Raw genomic sequence first — 17,588 nt, forward strand, 5'->3', positions numbered from 1 at the left:
AAAGGCGCTTACCACTCGGCCACGCTGCCGTCGTTGTGGCGCCAGATGGGATTGCGCCAACGATGACCGACCGCCGCGCGTTCCGCCACATACGCTTCGTTTACTTCAACACCCAAACCCGGGCCGCCCGGCATCGAGACATAACCGTTTTCGTAGGCGAACACGCTGCGGTCGGTAATGTAGTCGAGCAGATCATTAGTGGCGTTGTAGTGAATGCCCAGGCTTTGTTCCTGGATAAATGCGTTGTGGCAAATCGCGTCGAGCTGCAAATTCGCCGCCAGCGCGATCGGGCCGAGCGGACAGTGCAGCGCCAGCGCGACGTCGTAAGCCTCCGCCATCATCGCAATCTTGTGCGTTTCCGTAATGCCGCCAGCGTGCGAGGGATCGGGCTGGATGATGTCCACGCCGCCGGTGGTGAACACGCGCTTGAAGTCGTAGCGCGAATACAGACGCTCGCCCAAGGCGATCGGCGCGGGCGAGATGGTAGCGAGTTCGGGGATGCATTCCAGATGATCAGAAAGCACCGGCTCCTCGATAAACATCAGCTTGAACGGGGCGAGTTCGCGCATCAACACTTTCGCCATCGGCTTGTGCACGCGGCCGTGGAAGTCCAGGCCGAGGCCGATATCCGGGCCAACCGCATCGCGCACAGCTTGGACGTTTTCAAGCACGCGCTCCACTTTGGCATGCGTATCGACGAAATGCATTTCTTCCGTCGCATTCATCTTGACCGCGGTAAAGCCGCGCGCGACTGCATCTTTCGCCGCTTGCGCCGTATCGGCCGGACGATCGCCGCCGATCCACGAATACACGCGAATGCGTTCGCGCACCGGGCCGCCCAGCAGCGCGTGCACGGGAACGCCGAGGTGTTTGCCCTTGATATCCCACAGCGCCTGGTCGATGCCGGCGATCGCGCTCATCAGAATCGGGCCGCCGCGATAAAAGCCGCCGCGGTACATCACGTTCCAATGGTCTTCGATATGGCGTGGATCTTTGCCGACCAGATAATCGGATAGCTCTTCGACCGCCGCTGCTACGGTGTGCGCGCGACCTTCCACGACCGGCTCGCCCCAGCCGCTGATGCCCGCATCGGTGTCGATGCGCACGAACAGCCAACGCGGCGGAACGAGGAAGGTGGTGAGACGGGTGATCTTCATGCGTTGTTTCCTTGAGAACGGGTCTTCCAGGCGTGTGCGAAGTCACGGGCGCGGCGTCCGACATCGGCGGCGTCGCGACCGGGTACATAAAGTGCGGAACCGAGGCCGAAACCATTGGCCCCTGCGGCGATATAGGGCGCCATCGTGTCGGGCGTAATGCCACCCACCGGCAGCAACGCCAAATCGCGCGGCAACACGGCTCGCCATGCTTTAAGCACGGGCGGCGTCAGCGATTCGGCGGGAAATAATTTGATCGCATCGGCGCCGGCATGCAGCGCGGCGAACGCTTCCGTCGGCGTGGCGACGCCGGGGATGCAATACATGCCGGCGCGTTTGGCGGCGGCGATCACGGCGACATCGGCATGCGGCATCACGATAAGTCGACCGCCGGCTGCCGCGATCTGTGCGACATGTTCCACCTGCAAGACCGTGCCCGCGCCAATCAAGCAGCGTTGTCCAAACTCGTTCGACAACAAGCGAATGCTGTCGAGCGGTTCGGGCGAATTCATCGGCACTTCGATCACGCGAAACTCGGCGTCGACCAGCGCGTGCCCAATATCCAACGCCCCCTCGGGCTTCAGGCCGCGAAGAATGGCGACCAGGGGAAGGGTGTCGAGCCACGCGCGAATCATGGTGCTACTCCGGAATAGGTATGAGTGGTGGTTTGTGCAAGCAATCCCGCCGCGGAGGCCAGTTGCCACAATCCTTGCGCGGCGGCATCGTCGATAATGACGGGCGGTGCATTACCAAATTGGACGGCCGCGGTGGCGTAGCGCTGGCACAACGACGAGTCGCCGATCAGGCACAACGATGCGGGATGCGCGCCATCGCGCAAACGGGCGATGCGAAATTCTTCGCCAATCAAAAGGCCTGACAGAAAATCCGGCACCTCGGCGCCGGTCAGCTCGCCGGCCAGCATGCGGGCGCGCGTTGAAAACAGGCGGCTGATAGCGCCTTCGGCACCGCTTTCCTTGACGGCGTTGAGGCCGCGAACAAACGCATCCTCGTTGTGCGATAGCGCAGGATCGCTCGACGCGCCTGCGCCGAGAATCGAATGCTTCATCAGCAATGCATACATTTCGCCGGTCATCACTGTGTGGAACGCAGTGACGCGACTATCGATGACCGTGGCCCATTTGCTATGCGTCCCGGGCAACACGAACCGCGCGTTGGTGCGAAGGTTCGGCTGTTGCGCCAGTGCTCCGACGATCTGCGTCTCTTCGCCGCGCATGACATCGGCGGGCGCTGCTTGGCGCAGACCCGGCGCAATCCACAATGTATGACTGTGGCACGCGTCCACGCGCAGCATGCCGCTTGCGATGCTCGCTGCATCGGCGGGTACATCGACATAAGGTATCTCGCGCCAACCTTGACGACTGCCGACCATGCCGGCCGCGACGACAGCGCACGCGGGCCAATCTCGCGTCATCGCCTGCAGGGCGGCATCGAATCCGCCCTCGGGCAAATGACGCACGCCCCACGGCTGTTGTCGCGACGCGATCACTTTTCCATCGGCATCGAAAAGATAGGCGCGCAAGCTGCTCGTGCCCCAATCCAAGCCAATCAATCGTACATCCGTCGTCATGCCGATTTCCTGGTGCGGCGTTTGCCGGTCATGTTGGCGCGCGAATCCAGAATCATCTGTTGCATCGCGCGCCGCGCCACTTCCGGCTGACGCCGACGTATCGCTTCGAATACCTGGCGATGATAGGGCAGGGAATATTTGAAATCGCCACTCTTTTGTGCGGACTGCACAAAAAACGATCCCAGTGCGGTTTCCACGACGGAAAACAAAGAGATCATCAGTTCGTTATTCGTCGCGAGCAGCACCGATTCGTGGAATTGCAGGTCGGCCGCCGCCCATTCGTCGCTGTTGCGCGCCGCTTCCATCGCACGATAGGCCGCTTCGATATCCTTGACTTGTGCAGCTTCACCGCGGCGCGCGGCAAACGCGGCAGCGGCGGGTTCGAAGATTTCGCGCATCTCAATAAGTTTGTGCACGAAATCCGCCGGCGGCATGGATGCGCAGCGCCACGCAAGAACGTCGGCATCGAGCTGATGCCAATAGCGTTCTTCGCGCACGCGCGTGCCGACTTTCGGTCGCGCCTCGACCAAGCCTTTGGCGGAAAGCACGCGCATCGCTTCGCGCAGCGCCGTGCGGCTCACGTCCATTTGTTCGGCGAGCACTTCTTCGCGCGGCAACGCGTCGCCCGGGCGCAGCGCCCCGCTCACGATACGCACGCCCAGTTCCTGGGTGACGTGGCCGTGCAGATTACGGGCGCTTGCGACTCTCATGGGCTCTCGTCTTGAGTGGTGGAATAAAAGAAATCGTGTTGCATTGCGAAAGGTCTTGCGTGGTCGGCTGGCTTAGTCATGACACTTCGGTGTGCTACTCGTCGATGCTCGGCTTGTCATGTCGTTCGCTTATAACGCCGTTTTTTTCAAGTCACTACAGGATGCTTTCACGTATGCGATACACGATCCCCATGTCTTTGCGTCATTCGTTAAAAACGTATGCTGCAGTGCGTAAAGCTCGTCCTGCCCTGTACGTATATAATCATACAATATGCGCAGAAGCGACAGGGCCTATGACTGTGCCATTTCGTAAGGGGATTTACCGAATGAAACCAGCTGCCGTGATCGGTTGCATCGCCATGACGGCCACCCTGCTGCCGTGCGTGGCGATGGCGGGCGAAGCGACGCAAACGTCGTTCGGACACACGACGGATGGGCAGGACGTCCAGATCGTGACGTTGACCAATAGCCACGGCATGCGCGCACGTGTCATGAGTTACGGCGCGTCGTTGCAGTCCTTATTAGTGCCGGATCGCAACGGCAAACTGGCGGATGTCGTAATCGGCTACGACAGCTTGCAGGGCTATCTCGATCGTCGCCAATACTTCGGCGCCACGGTGGGGCGTTACGCCAACCGCATTGCGCACGGCAAATTCACGCTGGACGGAAAAACTTACAGCCTCACTCTGAACGACGGCGCCAATTCGCTGCACGGCGGCATCAAGGGTTTCGATCAGCAGGTTTGGAAGGTGCTGGACGTCAAATCCGGCCCCACGCCCAGCGTGACGATGGAATACGTAAGTCCCGACGGCGACCAGGGTTATCCGGGCGCGGTTACGGTCAAAGCCACGTATGCGCTGAGCGATGAAAACCAGCTAAAAATTAGCTACCAGGCGACGACCGACAAGCCCACGCTCGTCAATCTTTCCAATCACACCTATTGGAATCTGGGTGGTGAAGGCTCCGGCTCGGTGATGGACCAGGAAATGACGATTCCTGGTAATAGCATTACGCCCGTCAGCGATGCGGCGGCCATTCCCACGGGCGACATCACGCAAGTCGCGAACACCCCCTACGATTTTCGCGTCGCTAAACCGATCGGTCGTGATATCCGCGACGGCGCTTCGCAACAATTGCTGTTCGGTCACGGCTACGACATGAACTGGGTGATCAGCCGCAAAGAAGTCGAGTCGCGTGTGGTCGCGCGTGTGGAAGATCCGCGTTCCGGCCGTGTAATGACGGTGTGGTCGACGAAGCCAGGACTGCAGTTCTATTCGGGCAATTTTCTGGACGGCACCACGGTCGGCAAGGATCACCACATCTATCGGCAAGGCGATGCGTTCGTGCTGGAACCGCAATTGTTTCCGGACACGCCCAACCATCCCGACTTTGGATCGGCGCGATTGGCGCCGGGTGAAACCTATAAAAACGTCATCGTTTACCGGTTCGGTATCGATAACGCTGCAAAGAAATAAATCTGCTCGCTTAGGGCAAACAGAATCAGAAGGTGATTGGGAATCATGATGCGACTGCGATGGGCTGGATGTTTGGCGATGGCGTTGGCGCTTGGGATGTCGACGGCGTACGCCGGCGATGCGCAGCCGTGGAGTGCAGCCAAAGCGAACGCGTGGTACGCCAAGCAAGCGTGGCCGGTCGGCAGTAATTACGTACCTTCCGACGCAATCAATCAGTTCGACATGTGGCAGGCTGCTTCGTTCGATCCGGCGCGCATCGATCAAGAGCTGGGTTGGGCGCAAGGTCTTGGCATGACCACCATGCGCGTGTTTTTGCACAACATGTTATGGGATCAGGATCGCGATGGTTTCAAGAGACGCATCGATACGTTTCTGACGATCGCCGCCAAGCATCACATCAAGCCGATCCTGGTGCTGTTCGATTCGTGCTGGGATCCCAATCCCGTGCTCGGTCCGCAACATCCGCCTATTCCAGGCGTGCACAACTCCGGATGGGTGCAGGCGCCAGGTACCAAAATTCTCGACGACCCGTCGAAATATCCGCAGCTCGAAGCCTACGTGAAGGATATTGTCGGCAGCTTCGCACACGACAATCGCGTGCTTGCTTGGGACGTCTGGAACGAGCCCGATAACGATGGCGGCGGAAACTACGCCGCTGGCGAACCCAAAGATAAATTTCAGCGCGTTGCGCAGTTGCTGCCGCAAGTGTTCGCATGGGCGCGCAGCGAAAATCCGGCGCAGCCACTGACGAGCGGCGTCTGGCACGATCCTGATTGGTCGAAGCTGAAAAACCTCAATGCCGTTGAGCGCACGCAGCTGACCGAGTCGGACATCATCACCTTCCACAACTACGATTTTCCGGAAGCGTTTCTGCGTCGTGTGCAGCAACTTCGCGGTTATGGTCGTCCGTTGATTTGCACGGAATACATGGCGCGTAGTGCGGGTTCGACGGTCGATAGCGTGCTCCCGCTGGGCAAGAAGCTCGACGTCGGCATGGTCAACTGGGGTTTCGTCTCCGGTAAAACGCAGACGATTTTTCCGTGGGACTCGTGGCAGCACCCTTACACGTTGCAGCCGCCGGTGATTTGGTTCCACGATTTGCTACAACAAGACGGTACGCCGTATCGCGAGCGTGAAGCCGCTATTTTCCGTGCGTTGAGCGCGGCGCCGAAAGGCATGGTGCCCGCCGAAGCCGCGATGTTGCCGGTTGCCGAAGGCGCTGCGAAGTGAGCGCCGTGTTCTGACATTTGCTGCGTAAAAAGGCCGCAGGGTGCGGCCCGTTGCTGCGACTGGACGCCGCTGATCATATAGTAGTATTAATAGTGAAACTGGCTTAAAAACACACATCCAACACCACCCGGACAGCCATCACGCAGAGGGGGCCGTCCAAGCCGGAAGGGGAGAGAACATGAAGCGCAACACCTGTATCACTTGCACCATGACCCTGCTTGCCGTCGCCATCGCCTCGTCGCTGGCTACCGCTCGCGCGGATACGACGACGGCGCAGCCGTCGAGCGTCAATCAACCGGCCGCCAGCACCAGCGCTGCGCAAACCGGCGACGCGCAGTCCACGGACAACACCGGCAAGAACGCCAAGGATCAAAAGAAAAAGGCGACGCAACAAGAAGCGTCCACGCTTTCCACCGTGGTCGTGACGCCGCTGCGTTCCAGCTTGGGTTCCGCCGCGGAAATCAAACAGGATTCGGACAACATCGTCGATTCGATCGTGTCGGAAGACATCGGCAAGTTGCCCGACAACAGCGTGGCCGATGCGTTGCAGCGCATTACCGGCGTGCAGGTCGCACAAGGTTTCCAGGGCGAGACCAACAGTGTGGTCGTGCGCGGTTTGCCTAACGTCGTCACGACGTTGAACGGTCGCGAGATCGTGAGCGGCGTCGGTCGCCAGTATGCGTTTCAGAATCTTCCCGCCACGGCGGTGAAATCCGTCGAGGTGTACAAGACCAGCGATGCGAGTTTGCCTGCCGGCGGTATCGCGGGTTTGGTGAATATGCAGTTGTATCGCCCGTTCGATTTCAAAGGACTGGAAGTGGCCGGCACAGTCACCGGCATCAATAGCGCCGATGCGGCCCGCACCGATGGCACCGGCAGCTTCTTGATCAGCGACCGTTGGAAGACGGATGCCGGCGACTTCGGCGCACTCGTCAACGCCAGCATGATCACGCAGCACTACGATTACAAAGCCGTGTGGGGCGACTTTCCGCGTTTGCTGACCGACGGCAGCGGCAATCCGTTGCGCAGCCCGTCGGGCACGCTGGTGGAAGTGCCGAACGGTTTCGGCGCCGACTACAACCTGGGTTATCGCCGTCGTCCTGAATTGAACTACGCGCTGCAGTGGGCGCCGAACGATCACACCGAAGTCTACGCCGAAGGTCTGTACGACTGGGATAAAGACAGCTACAGCCAGCCGTTCTTCTTCTCCTTCCCCACTGGCGTGGTGTCGCCGAGCAAGTACACCGTCGGCAATCATTGCTACGCGGATCAATTGCCCGGTCAGTATTTCGGTCAAACCATTTGCGATGCAACCAGCGCAACCTGGAGCGGCAACAGCTATGCGGCGACAAGCACGCAGGCGCATGCGCAGCACGGTCACGATATTCAGAACGCGATCGGCGCGAAGTGGCACAACGAATCGTTGTCGCTGTCGACCGAACTGTCTTCGACGCTTAGCTCGTTTATGGACAACACGTTCATCGTCGATACGTTCTTGAAGGGCCCGATCACCACGGTGTGGAACGGCACGTCGGGCAATCAGCAGAACTGGTCGTTGCTCGGTAGTCCGCAAAACAACGCTGCCAACTACTACTTGAATGGCTTGTTCCAGAACTGGTCGGTGCAGCGCGGTAAGGAACTGAGCTGGCGCGCCGACGGTGTGTGGACGCTCGATTCGGATTTCTTCCAGAACCTGCAGTTCGGCGTACGCGCGGATGATCATCGCGCCAGTTACGACGGCAGCGTGACGATTTCGATTCCGCCGCCGGGCGGCACTGGTGCGATTGCGCTCGCGCCCAATCCCGCCAACCAGGTGCTGGCGCGCTTCCCTGCCAGTTATTTCTGCGCGATGCCGAGTTCGTCGGCGTTGCCGGGCGGCTGGCTGACCGGTTGCTACAACTATTTGAACGGCAACGCGGACGCGATTCGCGCCTTGTACGGCACCAACGAAGGTTTGCAGCCGGTCAATCCGGGCCGTTTCTACAGCATCGACGAAAAGAATTTCGCCGGTTACTTGCAGACGGCGTATAACACCACGCTGTTTGGCATGCCGTTGGACGGTCTGATCGGCGTGCGCATCGAAGACATCAACCGCAATCTGCACGCCTACTCGTACGACAGCGCGACTAATGTGTACACGCCACTCGCGTTGTCCACCAGCGCGCCGGTTTACCTGCCGAATGTCAGCGCTGTGCTACACATCAACGACGCGTTGCAGGCGCGTTTCGTAGCGGCCAAAACGGTGACGTATCCGAACTTCGGCGATCTCAATCCGTCGATCTCGCTCAACCCCGGCACCATCAACCGTGCGGGCGAGGGCAACAGCGGCAACGCGTATCTCACGCCGGTGCGCTCCAACAACTACGACTTGTCGTTGGAGTGGTACTTCGCGCCGGGTAGCTACGCGAGTGCGGGCGCGTTCTACCGCAGCATCAACGGCTACGTACAGACGTATGTCACCGACGAAACGATCGGCGGTCTGCCGTACCAGATCAGCAGTCCGGAAAGCGCGGGCAGCGGCTTCCTGGATGGCGTGGAATTGGCGTATCAGCAGTTCTTCGACTTCCTGCCGGGCGCCTGGAATGGTCTGGGTATGCAGGTGAACTACACCTACATCAACGGTTCCACCAAGTCGCCGCAGTATCTGGGCGGGCCGATGACCACCACGCCGCTGCAGAACGTGTCCAAGAACAACGGCAACGTCGTGCTGATGTATGAAAAGTACAACTGGTCGTTCCGTTTGGCCTACGACTACCGCAGTCGCTTTATCGACGGCTTCAACGCGCAGAACGTGGCCGGCGTAAACGACGAAATCGCGCCTGCTAACCAGGTGGATCTGTCGGTGGCTTACAACCTCAACGATCACAGCGCCATCGTGCTCGGCATGACCAATCTGCTCGGTGCGAACCTGCATCAGTACTGGGGTGACGGTACGTCGCGTCCGCGCGACATCCGTTACCAGGATCGCACGGTGAGCTTGGGCTTCCGCTTCAAGCTTTGATTCCCCCTCGGGAGCGCCACCCCTTGGCGCTCCTCTTTTTATTCCCGGCGATAGCCTGGCTATCGCCACCTATTTCAGCGGTGTTCGAGGAGTCATCATGCGTCGAATGGCATGCCATCTCGCAAGTCGCGTCGGCGGTCTTCTATTCGTGATGGCGGCCGCGAACATCGCACAGGCGCAAGACGTTCCGCCGGATGTCGCCAGCGGACATGTTCTTACCGCGGGCACGGGTTATGCCTCGGTGGTGCGCATGTCGCAGCAGAGCGATGCGCGCGCGGATGGTCGTCTGTTGTTGGTATTCGAACAGAATGGCATGACGGGCGTTCCGCTGTACGTAAGCAACGACAGCGGAAAGACCTGGCAATTTATGCAGAACGTGGTCGATCAGGAGCACGCTGGCGACAAGGCGTGGCAACTGCGCTGGCAGCCGCATATTTCGCAAATGCAGCGCGATAGCGGCGATTTGAAGCGAGGCACGTTGTTGCTCGCGGCGAACGCCACGCGCAACGACGAGCGAGGACATGTCGTCGAGGAAGACCTGCAACTCTACGCCTCCACCGATCAAGGCAAGTCGTGGCGCTATCGCGGTTCGATCGTGAAAGGCGGCGGTCACCCGGAAGACAAAGACAATCACGGCGTCTGGGAGCCGAACGTCCACATCCTCGACGATGGACGGATGATCGCGTACTACTCCAGTGAACAGCACAAGCGCGAAGGCTTCAATCAAATCCTCGCGCACAAGCTTTCCACCGATGGCGGCAAAACCTGGGGCAGCGAAACGATGGACGTGGCGATGCCCGGCGGCGTGGAGCGTCCCGGCATGGCCATCGTGGCGCGCTTGTCCGACGGCCGGTACGTGATGAATTACGAGGATATCGATGGAGCCAACAACGGCCAAGTCCATGTGAAATTCAGCCCCGATGGACTGACGTTTGGCGATCCGGCCGATCACGGTACTGCCGTGCAGACCGAAGGCGGCGCCTGGCCTGCCGCATGTCCGGTGGTGACGTGGTTTCCGGTGGGCGGATCGCAAGGCGTGATCGTCATATCCGCCGAACGCGCCGGCGGCAATGGCGACACCGCCGGACGCAGCTTGTATTGGAACAACGACGGCGGTCGCGGGCCGTGGTGGGAAGTGCCTGCGCCGGTGCAGAAAGTGACCGGCAATATCCACGCGGGTTGGACGCAGGCATTGCTGCAGCAGAAGGATGGCCGTTTTCTGCATGTCACCTCGTCGTCGGCGCCGCAACTCGATCAGGCATGGAAGGCCGCCTACAACGTGATGCTCTACGCGGATGCACCACTCAACTTCGATCGTTACGAAGCCGAAGATGCGGCGCGCACGAATGCAGTGGTCATCGGCAATCCGCATGCATCCAATCGACGCATGGCGCGTATCGCGGCTGCGCCGTACGGCAAGTTGCAATTTGATATTCACCGCGATCACGGTGGCGCGCATACGTTGCGCGTGCGCTATGAAGATATCGGCTTGCCAGCGACGCCGCGCGTCAACGTCAACGGTTCAAGCGTCGCAGCGAGCGGCAGCAAGGCCGATGGCGGCACTGGCTGGAACGTGATGGACGTGAAGGTCGACTTGCGCGATGGCGATAACGTCATCGTCCTCGGCGGCGCCGAGCATGCTTACGACGTGGATTACATCGAGTTCGTCAAATAGCGCAGCATTACGCTTTGCTGCTGCGCCGCTTGTTGTTGCTCAGATTTTCCCGCGCATCGGCGATCACTTTCAGCATCGCTTTGTGCGCCACATCCGGTTGCTTGTCGCGAATGGCGATCAATACCGAGCGATGTTGCGGCAACGAGTATTTGAAATTGACGGCCGTGCGCGCCGACATCGTGAAATAACTGCTGAGCGCCGTTTCGATCACCGAGAACAGCGAAATCAGCAGTTCGTTGCCGGTGGCGGCCAGAATCGCTTCGTGGAAATCGATGTCGGCGGTGGTCCAGGCTTCCGGATCGGGCGCCGCTTCCATCGCGTCGAATGCCGTCTGCATACGCTTGAGTTGCGTAACGCTACGATGACGTGCGGCGCTTGCGGCGGCGGCGGGTTCGATGATTTCGCGCATTTCGGAGAGCTTTTGCACGAAATCCGCCGTGGGCATGGAGCTGCAGCGCCATGCGAGCACATCCGCATCGAGCTGGTTCCAGAAGCGCGCATCGCGCACGCGTGTGCCCACTTTCGGGCGCGCTTCCACCAGGCCTTTGGCGGACAGCACTTTCATGGCTTCGCGCAAGGACGTACGGCTGACGTCCATGTCCTCGGCCATGGTCGCTTCCGGCGGCAACACTTCACCCTGTTTCAGCGCGCCGCTGACGATGCGCTGACCGAGCACCTGCACCACATGGCCGTGCAAATTGCGCGCGGCAATGGGGCCTGCGCCGCTGCGGACACGTCGTGCAAGCGCGGGGCGAGCAGGCTTGATAGCGCCGTCGTCCCTGCCGCTTCGAAAAGATGCCATGCCGCCGATCTCCTTCAATGCCATAAGAGCCGTGCCGGACGGGCCGACCGAGTCGTTCATCTACCGCGACCGGGCGACGCCGAGCCGAGCGCTCTTCACGGCGCTTCGAGAAATGATGCCACGATTCCGGGGCGCGGCCACAGACGCGGGCCGGGACAATTTTTTGCGCCCTTACAGCAGGATGACGGCTATGCGGAGACCAACGATGGGCGCCCATCCCGCGAAACATCCCTGCGAATGCGATGCTCAGAGCCCAAATGGGAGGCGCTGGCGCGAACACGGCCAGGGCACATGCCGCTGACGCGTTTGAACAGTCGCCTGAATGCCGCTTCGCTGCTGTAACCCAGCCGCTCGGCGATCGACGCCACCGACAATTGCCGATCCTGCAACAACCGTTCGGCGATGTTGACGCGCCACTGGGTGACGTACTGCATCGGCGGTACCTTCATCAGCTGCGCGAAACGTTCGGCGAATGCCGAACGCGACATGCATGCCAGCGAGGCCATGGATTGCATCGTCCATGGATGCCCCGGATTGTCGTGCACCGCTTGCAATACCTTGCAGATTCGCGCATCCGCGAGGGCGGAAAACAGGCCGCGGCGATCCGTTTGACGATGCGCGTAGTCGCAGATGGCAAGGGTAAAGAGGGTGTCGGCAAGTTTGTTCAGCAGCACCCGACGGCCAGGCAACCGCGCGCGAATCAGCTCGATCATCATGCTCGACAGATTGCGAAACAGCGGATCGGCCTGCGCCGCGCGTACGACAAAACAAGCCGGCAAAGCATGTCGAAGTGGATGATGGGCGTGATCGGAGAAATGCAGTTCGCCGCAGATCATGCCGGTAAATAGCGCGTCGCTGTTCGGCGCGGCGCGCAGGCGATGAGGGTCGCCGTGCGGAAAGACCACCAGATCGCCGGGCTCCAGCTGCCAAGCTTCGTCGAGCATCGCGCCATCGACCTCGCAGTGTCCGGCCCCGATCAGGTGAAACACGCCGCAATCGAAACGCGGCTCATCCAGAAACCGGGAATCGCAGCGAAATAGCTCGTCGTCCACCTCAACCCGGAACATCGACTGGCTGAGCAGGGATTCCAACGCGGGATCCACACCCGGTGCGAGGGGAACGCCGGCAAGTACGGAGGGGTGCTCGATGTACATAGGGCAACACGTCCTGCGTTGGGAACCATGCCAACTATTCGCAGGAGGTTTCGCCGAAGTTACATCGTGACCGAAATCAGGTCGTCAGCCCCCGGATAAGGCCGGCCGCCAGCCATGTCCGCAGCAGCGACACCATGCGCGGCGCGGCCTGGGCATCGCCGTGGTGTTCGGCGGACAGGGCGCACAAAGCCGCGAACGGCTCGCCGCGCCGGGCGGCGCTGAGGACGGGCCATTCGTCGTTTTCCAGTACCCGGTAGTGAACGGTTGTGGCATGGCGCCAGACTGCGATGCGGCGCGGTTTGGCGAGCCGGCGCACGCCCGGGCGCGCGGTCGCGCGGTCGGCGGCGCGACGAAAGGCGTCCACGTTATGAGTCACCGTCAGCAGATGGAGATTGGCTTGCAAGTCGAGCCGGAGATTGGCCCACGCCGCCGGCGGCACGGATGCGAGTTCGTCCGTACCGAGGCTTGGTTCGTCGGCAGCGTCGAATGCGATGGAAATGGCCCAATCCAGCTGCGCCATATCCGCCAACTGCGGTTTGTCGCGATGGGTTTCGCGCAGATACGCAGCCAATTCGGAACCGTGCCAGCGAATGTTGTAGTGCGCGGATGGGTGCTCGGCGATGTAGTCGTCGAGCAGCGCGTCCAATTGCGATCCGGCCATGCATTGAAGACCGAGAAATTCTTTTTTCAACGCATCGCGCAATCGAATGCGATAGCCGTGCTGATAAATCGCCAGTCGGTCGCCGACGTCCGCGACGTTATCGCTACGAATATCCGGCAGCGTTGCCGATCTGGCATCGAGCACGGCGCGCTGCATCGATTCCTGGATCAATTGCAACGTACTCATGCCGCGTCCCGCAACAGCGGTTCGGCGAGATTGCGCGCGTGGTCGAGTTCCGCGAGCAGCTCCGATAGCGGCGGGAAGTTGTCGTCGCGTTCGATCATGGTCGATACGCGACCGAAGCGACGCACGGCCTCGATGTAGAGATCCCACACCGCGTTGGAGACGGGCGCATCGTGCGTATCGATGATCAACCGCTCGCCTTGTTCGTATCCGGCGAGATGAAATTGCTGTACGCACGATACCGGAATGCCACGTAGATAATCCAGCGACGAAAAGCCGTGATTCATCGCGCTGACGTGCACGTTGTTGATGTCGAGCAGAATCAGGCAATCGGCGCGTTCGGCGACTTCGGCGAGAAATTCCCATTCGGTGAGTTGCGACTGCGCAAAGCTTACGTAGCTGGATACGTTCTCCAGCAGAATGCGGCGTTGAAGCACGTCCTGCACGCGTTTGACGCGGCCGACGACATGGTCCAGCGCTTCTTCCGTGTAGGGCAGCGGCATCAAATCATGCAGATTGACGCCCGCTACGCCGGTCCAGCAAAGATGATCCGAGACCCACGCCGGTTCGACGCGTTTGGCTAGCGCGGCGAGTCGCGTAAGGTAGTCGTTATCGAGCGGGTCGGCGCTGCCGATGGACATCGATACGCCATGCATCACAAGCGGAAAACGCTCGCGAAAACGGTCGAGCCACACCAGCGGCAGGCCGCCATCGACCATGTAGTTTTCTGATACCACTTCCAGCCATTGGACTTGCGCCGGTTGGGCGAGCAGCGCTTCGTAATGCTCTACGCGCAAACCGAGGCCGTAGCCGAGATAAGGAAGTTTGTTGGAGCGTGTGGCGGTCATCGCGAATGTCGCTTGCATGAACGTGACGGAGCGCATGCGTCGTGCATGCGCTCCGCCGAGCGCGATTACTTCTTCGCGGCAGCCTGGGCGGCGTCGCAGTCGGCTTGCGTCTTCTGCATGGTGAAGCCCTGGCCTTTGCAGGAGTTCTGGCCTTTGCAGGAATTGGAAGCCTGCTTGCAGGCGCCTTGGCCTTTGCAGGACGACGAATTCATGCACTTGACCATGGCCTGATCGCCGGCGGGCGAGCCGACGGGCGCGGCGGACACGGCCGCAGCGGCGAACAGACCGGCCACCATCACGGCCATGGCGCTGGCATTGACTGTCTTGATGTTCATATCTATGGCTCCAGAAGTTGTGGTCGCCGCAACGCGGCACAGGGGAATGTCTCGTCCGCCGTGCAGGGCTAAGCGTCTGCAGCGACGGACAGAGCCATTGTGCTGCCCCGATCCTTCGGTCGCTGCGCCCGCGCATCCTGCATTTATGCCCAATCGTCCGGTACGCTTTGGCTAGGTGTCAGGGCAGGATTCCCAGCAAGAAAGCCTGGACGTCCGGATATGGTTGGGGTGGGCAAGCCCGCGCATCATGCGCTCAGTTCATTCAAAGGAACATGTGCAATGCGTCATTTCCTAGCAACCAAGGCCTCTCGCCTGCTTGAGATTCTGTATGCCTGGCGCTGGCTCGGCCCGTTGGTGGTGCGGCTGGCGTTCGGCTATTTCTGGTTCGAAACCGGCATCGCCAAGGTGCATAACCTGGAGGGTTTCACGCAGCGCTTCGTGGGGTGGCACATTCCGCATCCGGCCTTCAGCGCCGCGTTGTCGGCGTGGACGGAGTTGCTCGGCGGTTTGTTGCTGATGCTCGGTTTGTTCACGCGACTGGTCACCATCCCCATGATCATCAACATGATCGTGGCGGTAACGCTGGTGGTGTCGAGCAACATCATGGGCTTGGACGACTTTGTCGAAGCCGACGAAGTGGTCTACTCGTTGATCTTCTTCTGGTTCCTGATGGCGGGCCCCGGCAAGATTAGCCTCGATACGCTGGTGGCGCGTTGGCTTGGCATCCGCACGCGCGATTGAATAGTGCGAAAAGGCCCTAGTGCACGATAAAGGCGAGCAGCAACTTGATCGCGATGCTCCACATGATCAACGCGATCAGAACATCGAGCACGCGCCACGCCATCGGCTTGCGAAACAACGGCGCTAGCAATTTTGCGCCGAATGCGAGACCGAAGAACCAGATAAACGAAGACGTCGCCGCGCCGATCGCAAACCACGTGCGCGGCCCCGGTGACGGCCACGCCGACGCGAGACTGCCGATCAGCAACACGGTGTCGAGATAAACGTGCGGATTGAGCCAGGTGAAACCGGCGCACGCCGCAATCACCTGCCACACGCTGCTGGATGCGCCGTGCGTGTCGGCGGTGAGTACTTCAGGATGAAACGCGCGCCGCAGCGCCTGGATGCCGTACCACAGCAACACCAGTGCACCGGCGCACGCCACCACGGCCAGCATGCGCGGATGCTGGCCGATGGCGACGCCCAGGCCGCCGACGCCCGCACAAATCAACACCGCATCGGATAACGCGCAGAACAGCGCGACCGGCAAGCGATGCGCTTGCAACAAACCTTGCCGCAACACGAATGCGTTTTGCGCGCCGATCGCGACGATGAGCGATGCGCCGAGCAACAACCCGGCGAGGAACGGCGCGTGCGGCGAGGTGGCGGCGATCAATATGCGAATTCCTTGAAGACCGGATCCACGCTGCCGTTCCACGCGCCGTGAAACAGCTCCAGCTTGCGTTCGGCCGGCGTCTGATTGGCCTCGACGATTTCGATCAGCGGCTCAAGGAAAATGCTTTCGTCCGCGCCGTTGCGATTGAGTCGATTGCGGCGTTTCAAACCTTGCGCGGCGATCTGCAAGGTTTCGCGTGCAAGATCGCGCACGGTGCCGTTGCGGAACGGCAACTTGAGCGCGTACTTGGGTACGCCGTCGCGCAAGGCGTGACGTTCTTCGCGAGTGAAGTCTTTCACCAGATCCCATGCGGCGTGGAGCGATTCGTCGTCATACAGCAGGCCCACCCACAAGGCGGGCAGCGCGCAAAGACGATTCCAAGGACCACCGTCCGCGCCGCGCATTTCCAGATATTGCTTTAGGCGCACTTCGGGGAATGCGGTGGTGAGGTGATCGGCCCAGTCTTTCATCGACGCTTGCGTGCCCGGCAGTTCGTCGAGCGTGCCGGCCATGAAACGTTTGAAGTCCTTGCCGGCCAGATCGATGTAGCGGCCGTCCTGATAGCTGAAATACATCGGCACATCGAGCATGTAATCGACATAGCGCTCGTAGCTGAAGCTGTCGTCGAACACGAAGTCGAGCATGCCGGTGCGATCGGCGTCGGTATCCGTCCACACATGCGAACGATACGACTGATAGCCGTTGGGCTTGCCATCAGTAAACGGCGAGTCGGCGAACAGCGCGGTGGCGATGGGTTGCAAAGCGAGGCTGGTGCGGAACTTGCGCACCATGTCGCCTTCGCTGCTGTAATCAAGGTTCACTTGCACGGTGCAGGTGCGCTTCATCATGTCCAGGCCGAGCGAGCCGACCTTGGGCATGTATTCGCGCATGATCTTGTAGCGGCCTTTGGGCATCCACGGCATCTCGTCGCGCGTCCACTTGGGTTGAAAACCCATGCCGAGAAAACCCAGGCCCAGGCCGTTGGCCACGGAACGCACTTCTTCCAGATGACCGTTCACTTCGCAACAGGTCTGGTGAATAGTCTCCAGCGGCGCGCCGGACAGTTCGAGCTGACCGGCCGGTTCCAGCGTGATGTTGGCCTTGTCGCGAACCAGGGCCACCGGCGTGTCGCCTTCGCGGACGATCTCCCAGCCGTAACGCGAGGCGATGCCCTCGAGCAGCGCGCGAATGCCGTGCTCGCCTTCAAACGTGGGCGGACGCAGATCGTCGGTCCGAAAGCCGAATTTCTCGTGCTCGGTGCCGATACGCCAGGCATCGCGCGGTTTCTCGCCGGCAGCGAGGTAATCGATCAGTTGCTGGCGGCCGTAGATCGGCGTGCTTTTGACGGCACTAGGTATGGACACGTGTCATGCCTC

16 protein-coding genes are annotated in these 17,588 nt (G+C 60.5%); 5 read left to right on the forward strand and 11 right to left on the reverse strand.

Annotated features, from left to right (window positions below):
* Positions 1 to 8: 8 nt before the first annotated feature.
* Genes dgoD through L0U79_RS05385 form a run of 4 tightly spaced genes read right to left on the reverse strand, consistent with a single transcriptional unit; the run spans position 9 to position 3,452 of the window.
* Positions 9 to 1,157: a galactonate dehydratase gene (gene dgoD / locus L0U79_RS05370; RefSeq protein ID WP_233840854.1), complete on the reverse strand. Its 1,149-nt coding sequence runs from the start codon at positions 1,155 to 1,157 to the stop codon at positions 9 to 11.
* Entirely contained in the window at positions 1,154 to 1,789 is a 636-nt protein-coding gene (locus L0U79_RS05375; RefSeq protein ID WP_233840855.1) for a 2-dehydro-3-deoxy-6-phosphogalactonate aldolase, read from the reverse strand. The genes dgoD and L0U79_RS05375 overlap by 4 nt, the downstream gene beginning before the upstream one ends.
* A complete protein-coding gene (locus L0U79_RS05380; protein ID WP_233840856.1) occupies positions 1,786 to 2,742 on the reverse strand; it encodes a 2-dehydro-3-deoxygalactonokinase in 957 nt (318 codons plus the stop codon). Before L0U79_RS05380 ends, L0U79_RS05375 begins: the two co-directional genes overlap by 4 nt.
* Complete coding sequence (locus L0U79_RS05385) at positions 2,739 to 3,452, reverse strand: FadR/GntR family transcriptional regulator (protein WP_233840857.1); 714 nt, start codon at positions 3,450 to 3,452, stop codon at positions 2,739 to 2,741. Before L0U79_RS05385 ends, L0U79_RS05380 begins: the two co-directional genes overlap by 4 nt.
* A 326-nt stretch (positions 3,453 to 3,778) precedes the next feature.
* Here L0U79_RS05385 and L0U79_RS05390 point away from each other — a divergent pair, with 326 nt between their 5' ends.
* The 4 genes from L0U79_RS05390 to L0U79_RS05405 all read left to right on the forward strand — a co-directional run bounded on the left by L0U79_RS05390 (position 3,779) and on the right by L0U79_RS05405 (position 10,833).
* Positions 3,779 to 4,927 (forward strand): aldose epimerase family protein, encoded by a 1,149-nt coding sequence (locus L0U79_RS05390; protein WP_233840858.1) that lies wholly within the window; start codon positions 3,779 to 3,781, stop codon positions 4,925 to 4,927.
* Positions 4,928 to 4,972: 45 nt separating this feature from the next.
* Complete coding sequence (locus L0U79_RS05395) at positions 4,973 to 6,157, forward strand: 1,4-beta-xylanase (RefSeq protein WP_233840859.1); 1,185 nt, start codon at positions 4,973 to 4,975, stop codon at positions 6,155 to 6,157.
* A 178-nt stretch (positions 6,158 to 6,335) separates the two neighbouring features.
* Complete coding sequence (locus tag L0U79_RS05400) at positions 6,336 to 9,158, forward strand: TonB-dependent receptor (RefSeq protein WP_233840860.1); 2,823 nt, start codon at positions 6,336 to 6,338, stop codon at positions 9,156 to 9,158.
* 97 nt (positions 9,159 to 9,255) lie between these two features.
* Positions 9,256 to 10,833 carry an exo-alpha-sialidase gene (locus L0U79_RS05405; protein WP_233840861.1) on the forward strand — a complete coding sequence of 526 codons (1,578 nt, stop codon included), beginning with the start codon at positions 9,256 to 9,258 and terminating at the stop codon, positions 10,831 to 10,833.
* Between the two features lie 7 nt (positions 10,834 to 10,840).
* Here the strand turns inward: L0U79_RS05405 and L0U79_RS05410 are convergent, their stop codons facing one another.
* The 5 genes from L0U79_RS05410 to L0U79_RS05430 all read right to left on the reverse strand — a co-directional run bounded on the left by L0U79_RS05410 (position 10,841) and on the right by L0U79_RS05430 (position 14,816).
* Entirely contained in the window at positions 10,841 to 11,635 is a 795-nt protein-coding gene (locus L0U79_RS05410) for a FadR/GntR family transcriptional regulator (protein ID WP_233840862.1), read from the reverse strand.
* Positions 11,636 to 11,823: 188 nt separating this feature from the next.
* Positions 11,824 to 12,789, reverse strand: a complete 966-nt coding sequence (locus L0U79_RS05415; protein WP_233840863.1) for an AraC family transcriptional regulator — start codon at positions 12,787 to 12,789, stop codon at positions 11,824 to 11,826.
* A gap of 76 nt (positions 12,790 to 12,865) precedes the next feature.
* Complete coding sequence (locus L0U79_RS05420; protein ID WP_233840864.1) at positions 12,866 to 13,636, reverse strand: DNA-binding domain-containing protein; 771 nt, start codon at positions 13,634 to 13,636, stop codon at positions 12,866 to 12,868.
* Positions 13,633 to 14,517 (reverse strand): DUF692 domain-containing protein, encoded by an 885-nt coding sequence (locus L0U79_RS05425; protein WP_233840865.1) that lies wholly within the window; start codon positions 14,515 to 14,517, stop codon positions 13,633 to 13,635. The genes L0U79_RS05420 and L0U79_RS05425 overlap by 4 nt, the downstream gene beginning before the upstream one ends.
* Positions 14,518 to 14,546: 29 nt before the next feature.
* On the reverse strand, positions 14,547 to 14,816 hold the full coding sequence (locus L0U79_RS05430; protein WP_233840866.1) for a hypothetical protein: 270 nt from the start codon (positions 14,814 to 14,816) through the stop codon (positions 14,547 to 14,549).
* Positions 14,817 to 15,095: 279 nt separating this feature from the next.
* Here L0U79_RS05430 and L0U79_RS05435 point away from each other — a divergent pair, with 279 nt between their 5' ends.
* A complete protein-coding gene (locus L0U79_RS05435; RefSeq protein ID WP_233840867.1) occupies positions 15,096 to 15,557 on the forward strand; it encodes a DoxX family protein in 462 nt (153 codons plus the stop codon).
* Positions 15,558 to 15,573: 16 nt separating this feature from the next.
* On the opposite strand, the gene L0U79_RS05440 is transcribed toward L0U79_RS05435, so the two are convergent.
* Positions 15,574 to 16,212: a LysE/ArgO family amino acid transporter gene (locus L0U79_RS05440; RefSeq protein WP_233840868.1), complete on the reverse strand. Its 639-nt coding sequence runs from the start codon at positions 16,210 to 16,212 to the stop codon at positions 15,574 to 15,576.
* Positions 16,209 to 17,576, reverse strand: a complete 1,368-nt coding sequence (locus L0U79_RS05445) for a glutamate--cysteine ligase (RefSeq protein WP_233840869.1) — start codon at positions 17,574 to 17,576, stop codon at positions 16,209 to 16,211. Before L0U79_RS05445 ends, L0U79_RS05440 begins: the two co-directional genes overlap by 4 nt.
* Between the last annotated feature and the right edge of the window lie 12 nt (positions 17,577 to 17,588).

This window comes from Dyella sp. 2HG41-7 (assembly GCF_021390675.1).
GTDB lineage: Bacteria > Pseudomonadota > Gammaproteobacteria > Xanthomonadales > Rhodanobacteraceae > Dyella_B.

Excerpts from the sequence above, each read along its gene's own strand:
- L0U79_RS05375 (WP_233840855.1), bottom strand. The coding sequence starts at position 1,789 with ATGATTCGCGCGTGGCTCGACACCCTTCCCCTGGTCGCCATTCTTCGC.
- L0U79_RS05395 (WP_233840859.1), top strand. The coding sequence starts at position 4,973 with ATGATGCGACTGCGATGGGCTGGATGTTTGGCGATGGCGTTGGCGCTT.
- L0U79_RS05380 (WP_233840856.1), bottom strand. The coding sequence starts at position 2,742 with ATGACGACGGATGTACGATTGATTGGCTTGGATTGGGGCACGAGCAGC.
- L0U79_RS05405 (WP_233840861.1), top strand. The coding sequence starts at position 9,256 with ATGCGTCGAATGGCATGCCATCTCGCAAGTCGCGTCGGCGGTCTTCTA.
- L0U79_RS05425 (WP_233840865.1), bottom strand. The coding sequence starts at position 14,517 with ATGCGCTCCGTCACGTTCATGCAAGCGACATTCGCGATGACCGCCACA.
- L0U79_RS05385 (WP_233840857.1), bottom strand. The coding sequence starts at position 3,452 with ATGAGAGTCGCAAGCGCCCGTAATCTGCACGGCCACGTCACCCAGGAA.
- dgoD (WP_233840854.1), bottom strand. The coding sequence starts at position 1,157 with ATGAAGATCACCCGTCTCACCACCTTCCTCGTTCCGCCGCGTTGGCTG.
- L0U79_RS05435 (WP_233840867.1), top strand. The coding sequence starts at position 15,096 with ATGCGTCATTTCCTAGCAACCAAGGCCTCTCGCCTGCTTGAGATTCTG.
- L0U79_RS05430 (WP_233840866.1), bottom strand. The coding sequence starts at position 14,816 with ATGAACATCAAGACAGTCAATGCCAGCGCCATGGCCGTGATGGTGGCC.
- L0U79_RS05410 (WP_233840862.1), bottom strand. The coding sequence starts at position 11,635 with ATGGCATCTTTTCGAAGCGGCAGGGACGACGGCGCTATCAAGCCTGCT.
- L0U79_RS05400 (WP_233840860.1), top strand. The coding sequence starts at position 6,336 with ATGAAGCGCAACACCTGTATCACTTGCACCATGACCCTGCTTGCCGTC.
- L0U79_RS05390 (WP_233840858.1), top strand. The coding sequence starts at position 3,779 with ATGAAACCAGCTGCCGTGATCGGTTGCATCGCCATGACGGCCACCCTG.
- L0U79_RS05415 (WP_233840863.1), bottom strand. The coding sequence starts at position 12,789 with ATGTACATCGAGCACCCCTCCGTACTTGCCGGCGTTCCCCTCGCACCG.
- L0U79_RS05420 (WP_233840864.1), bottom strand. The coding sequence starts at position 13,636 with ATGAGTACGTTGCAATTGATCCAGGAATCGATGCAGCGCGCCGTGCTC.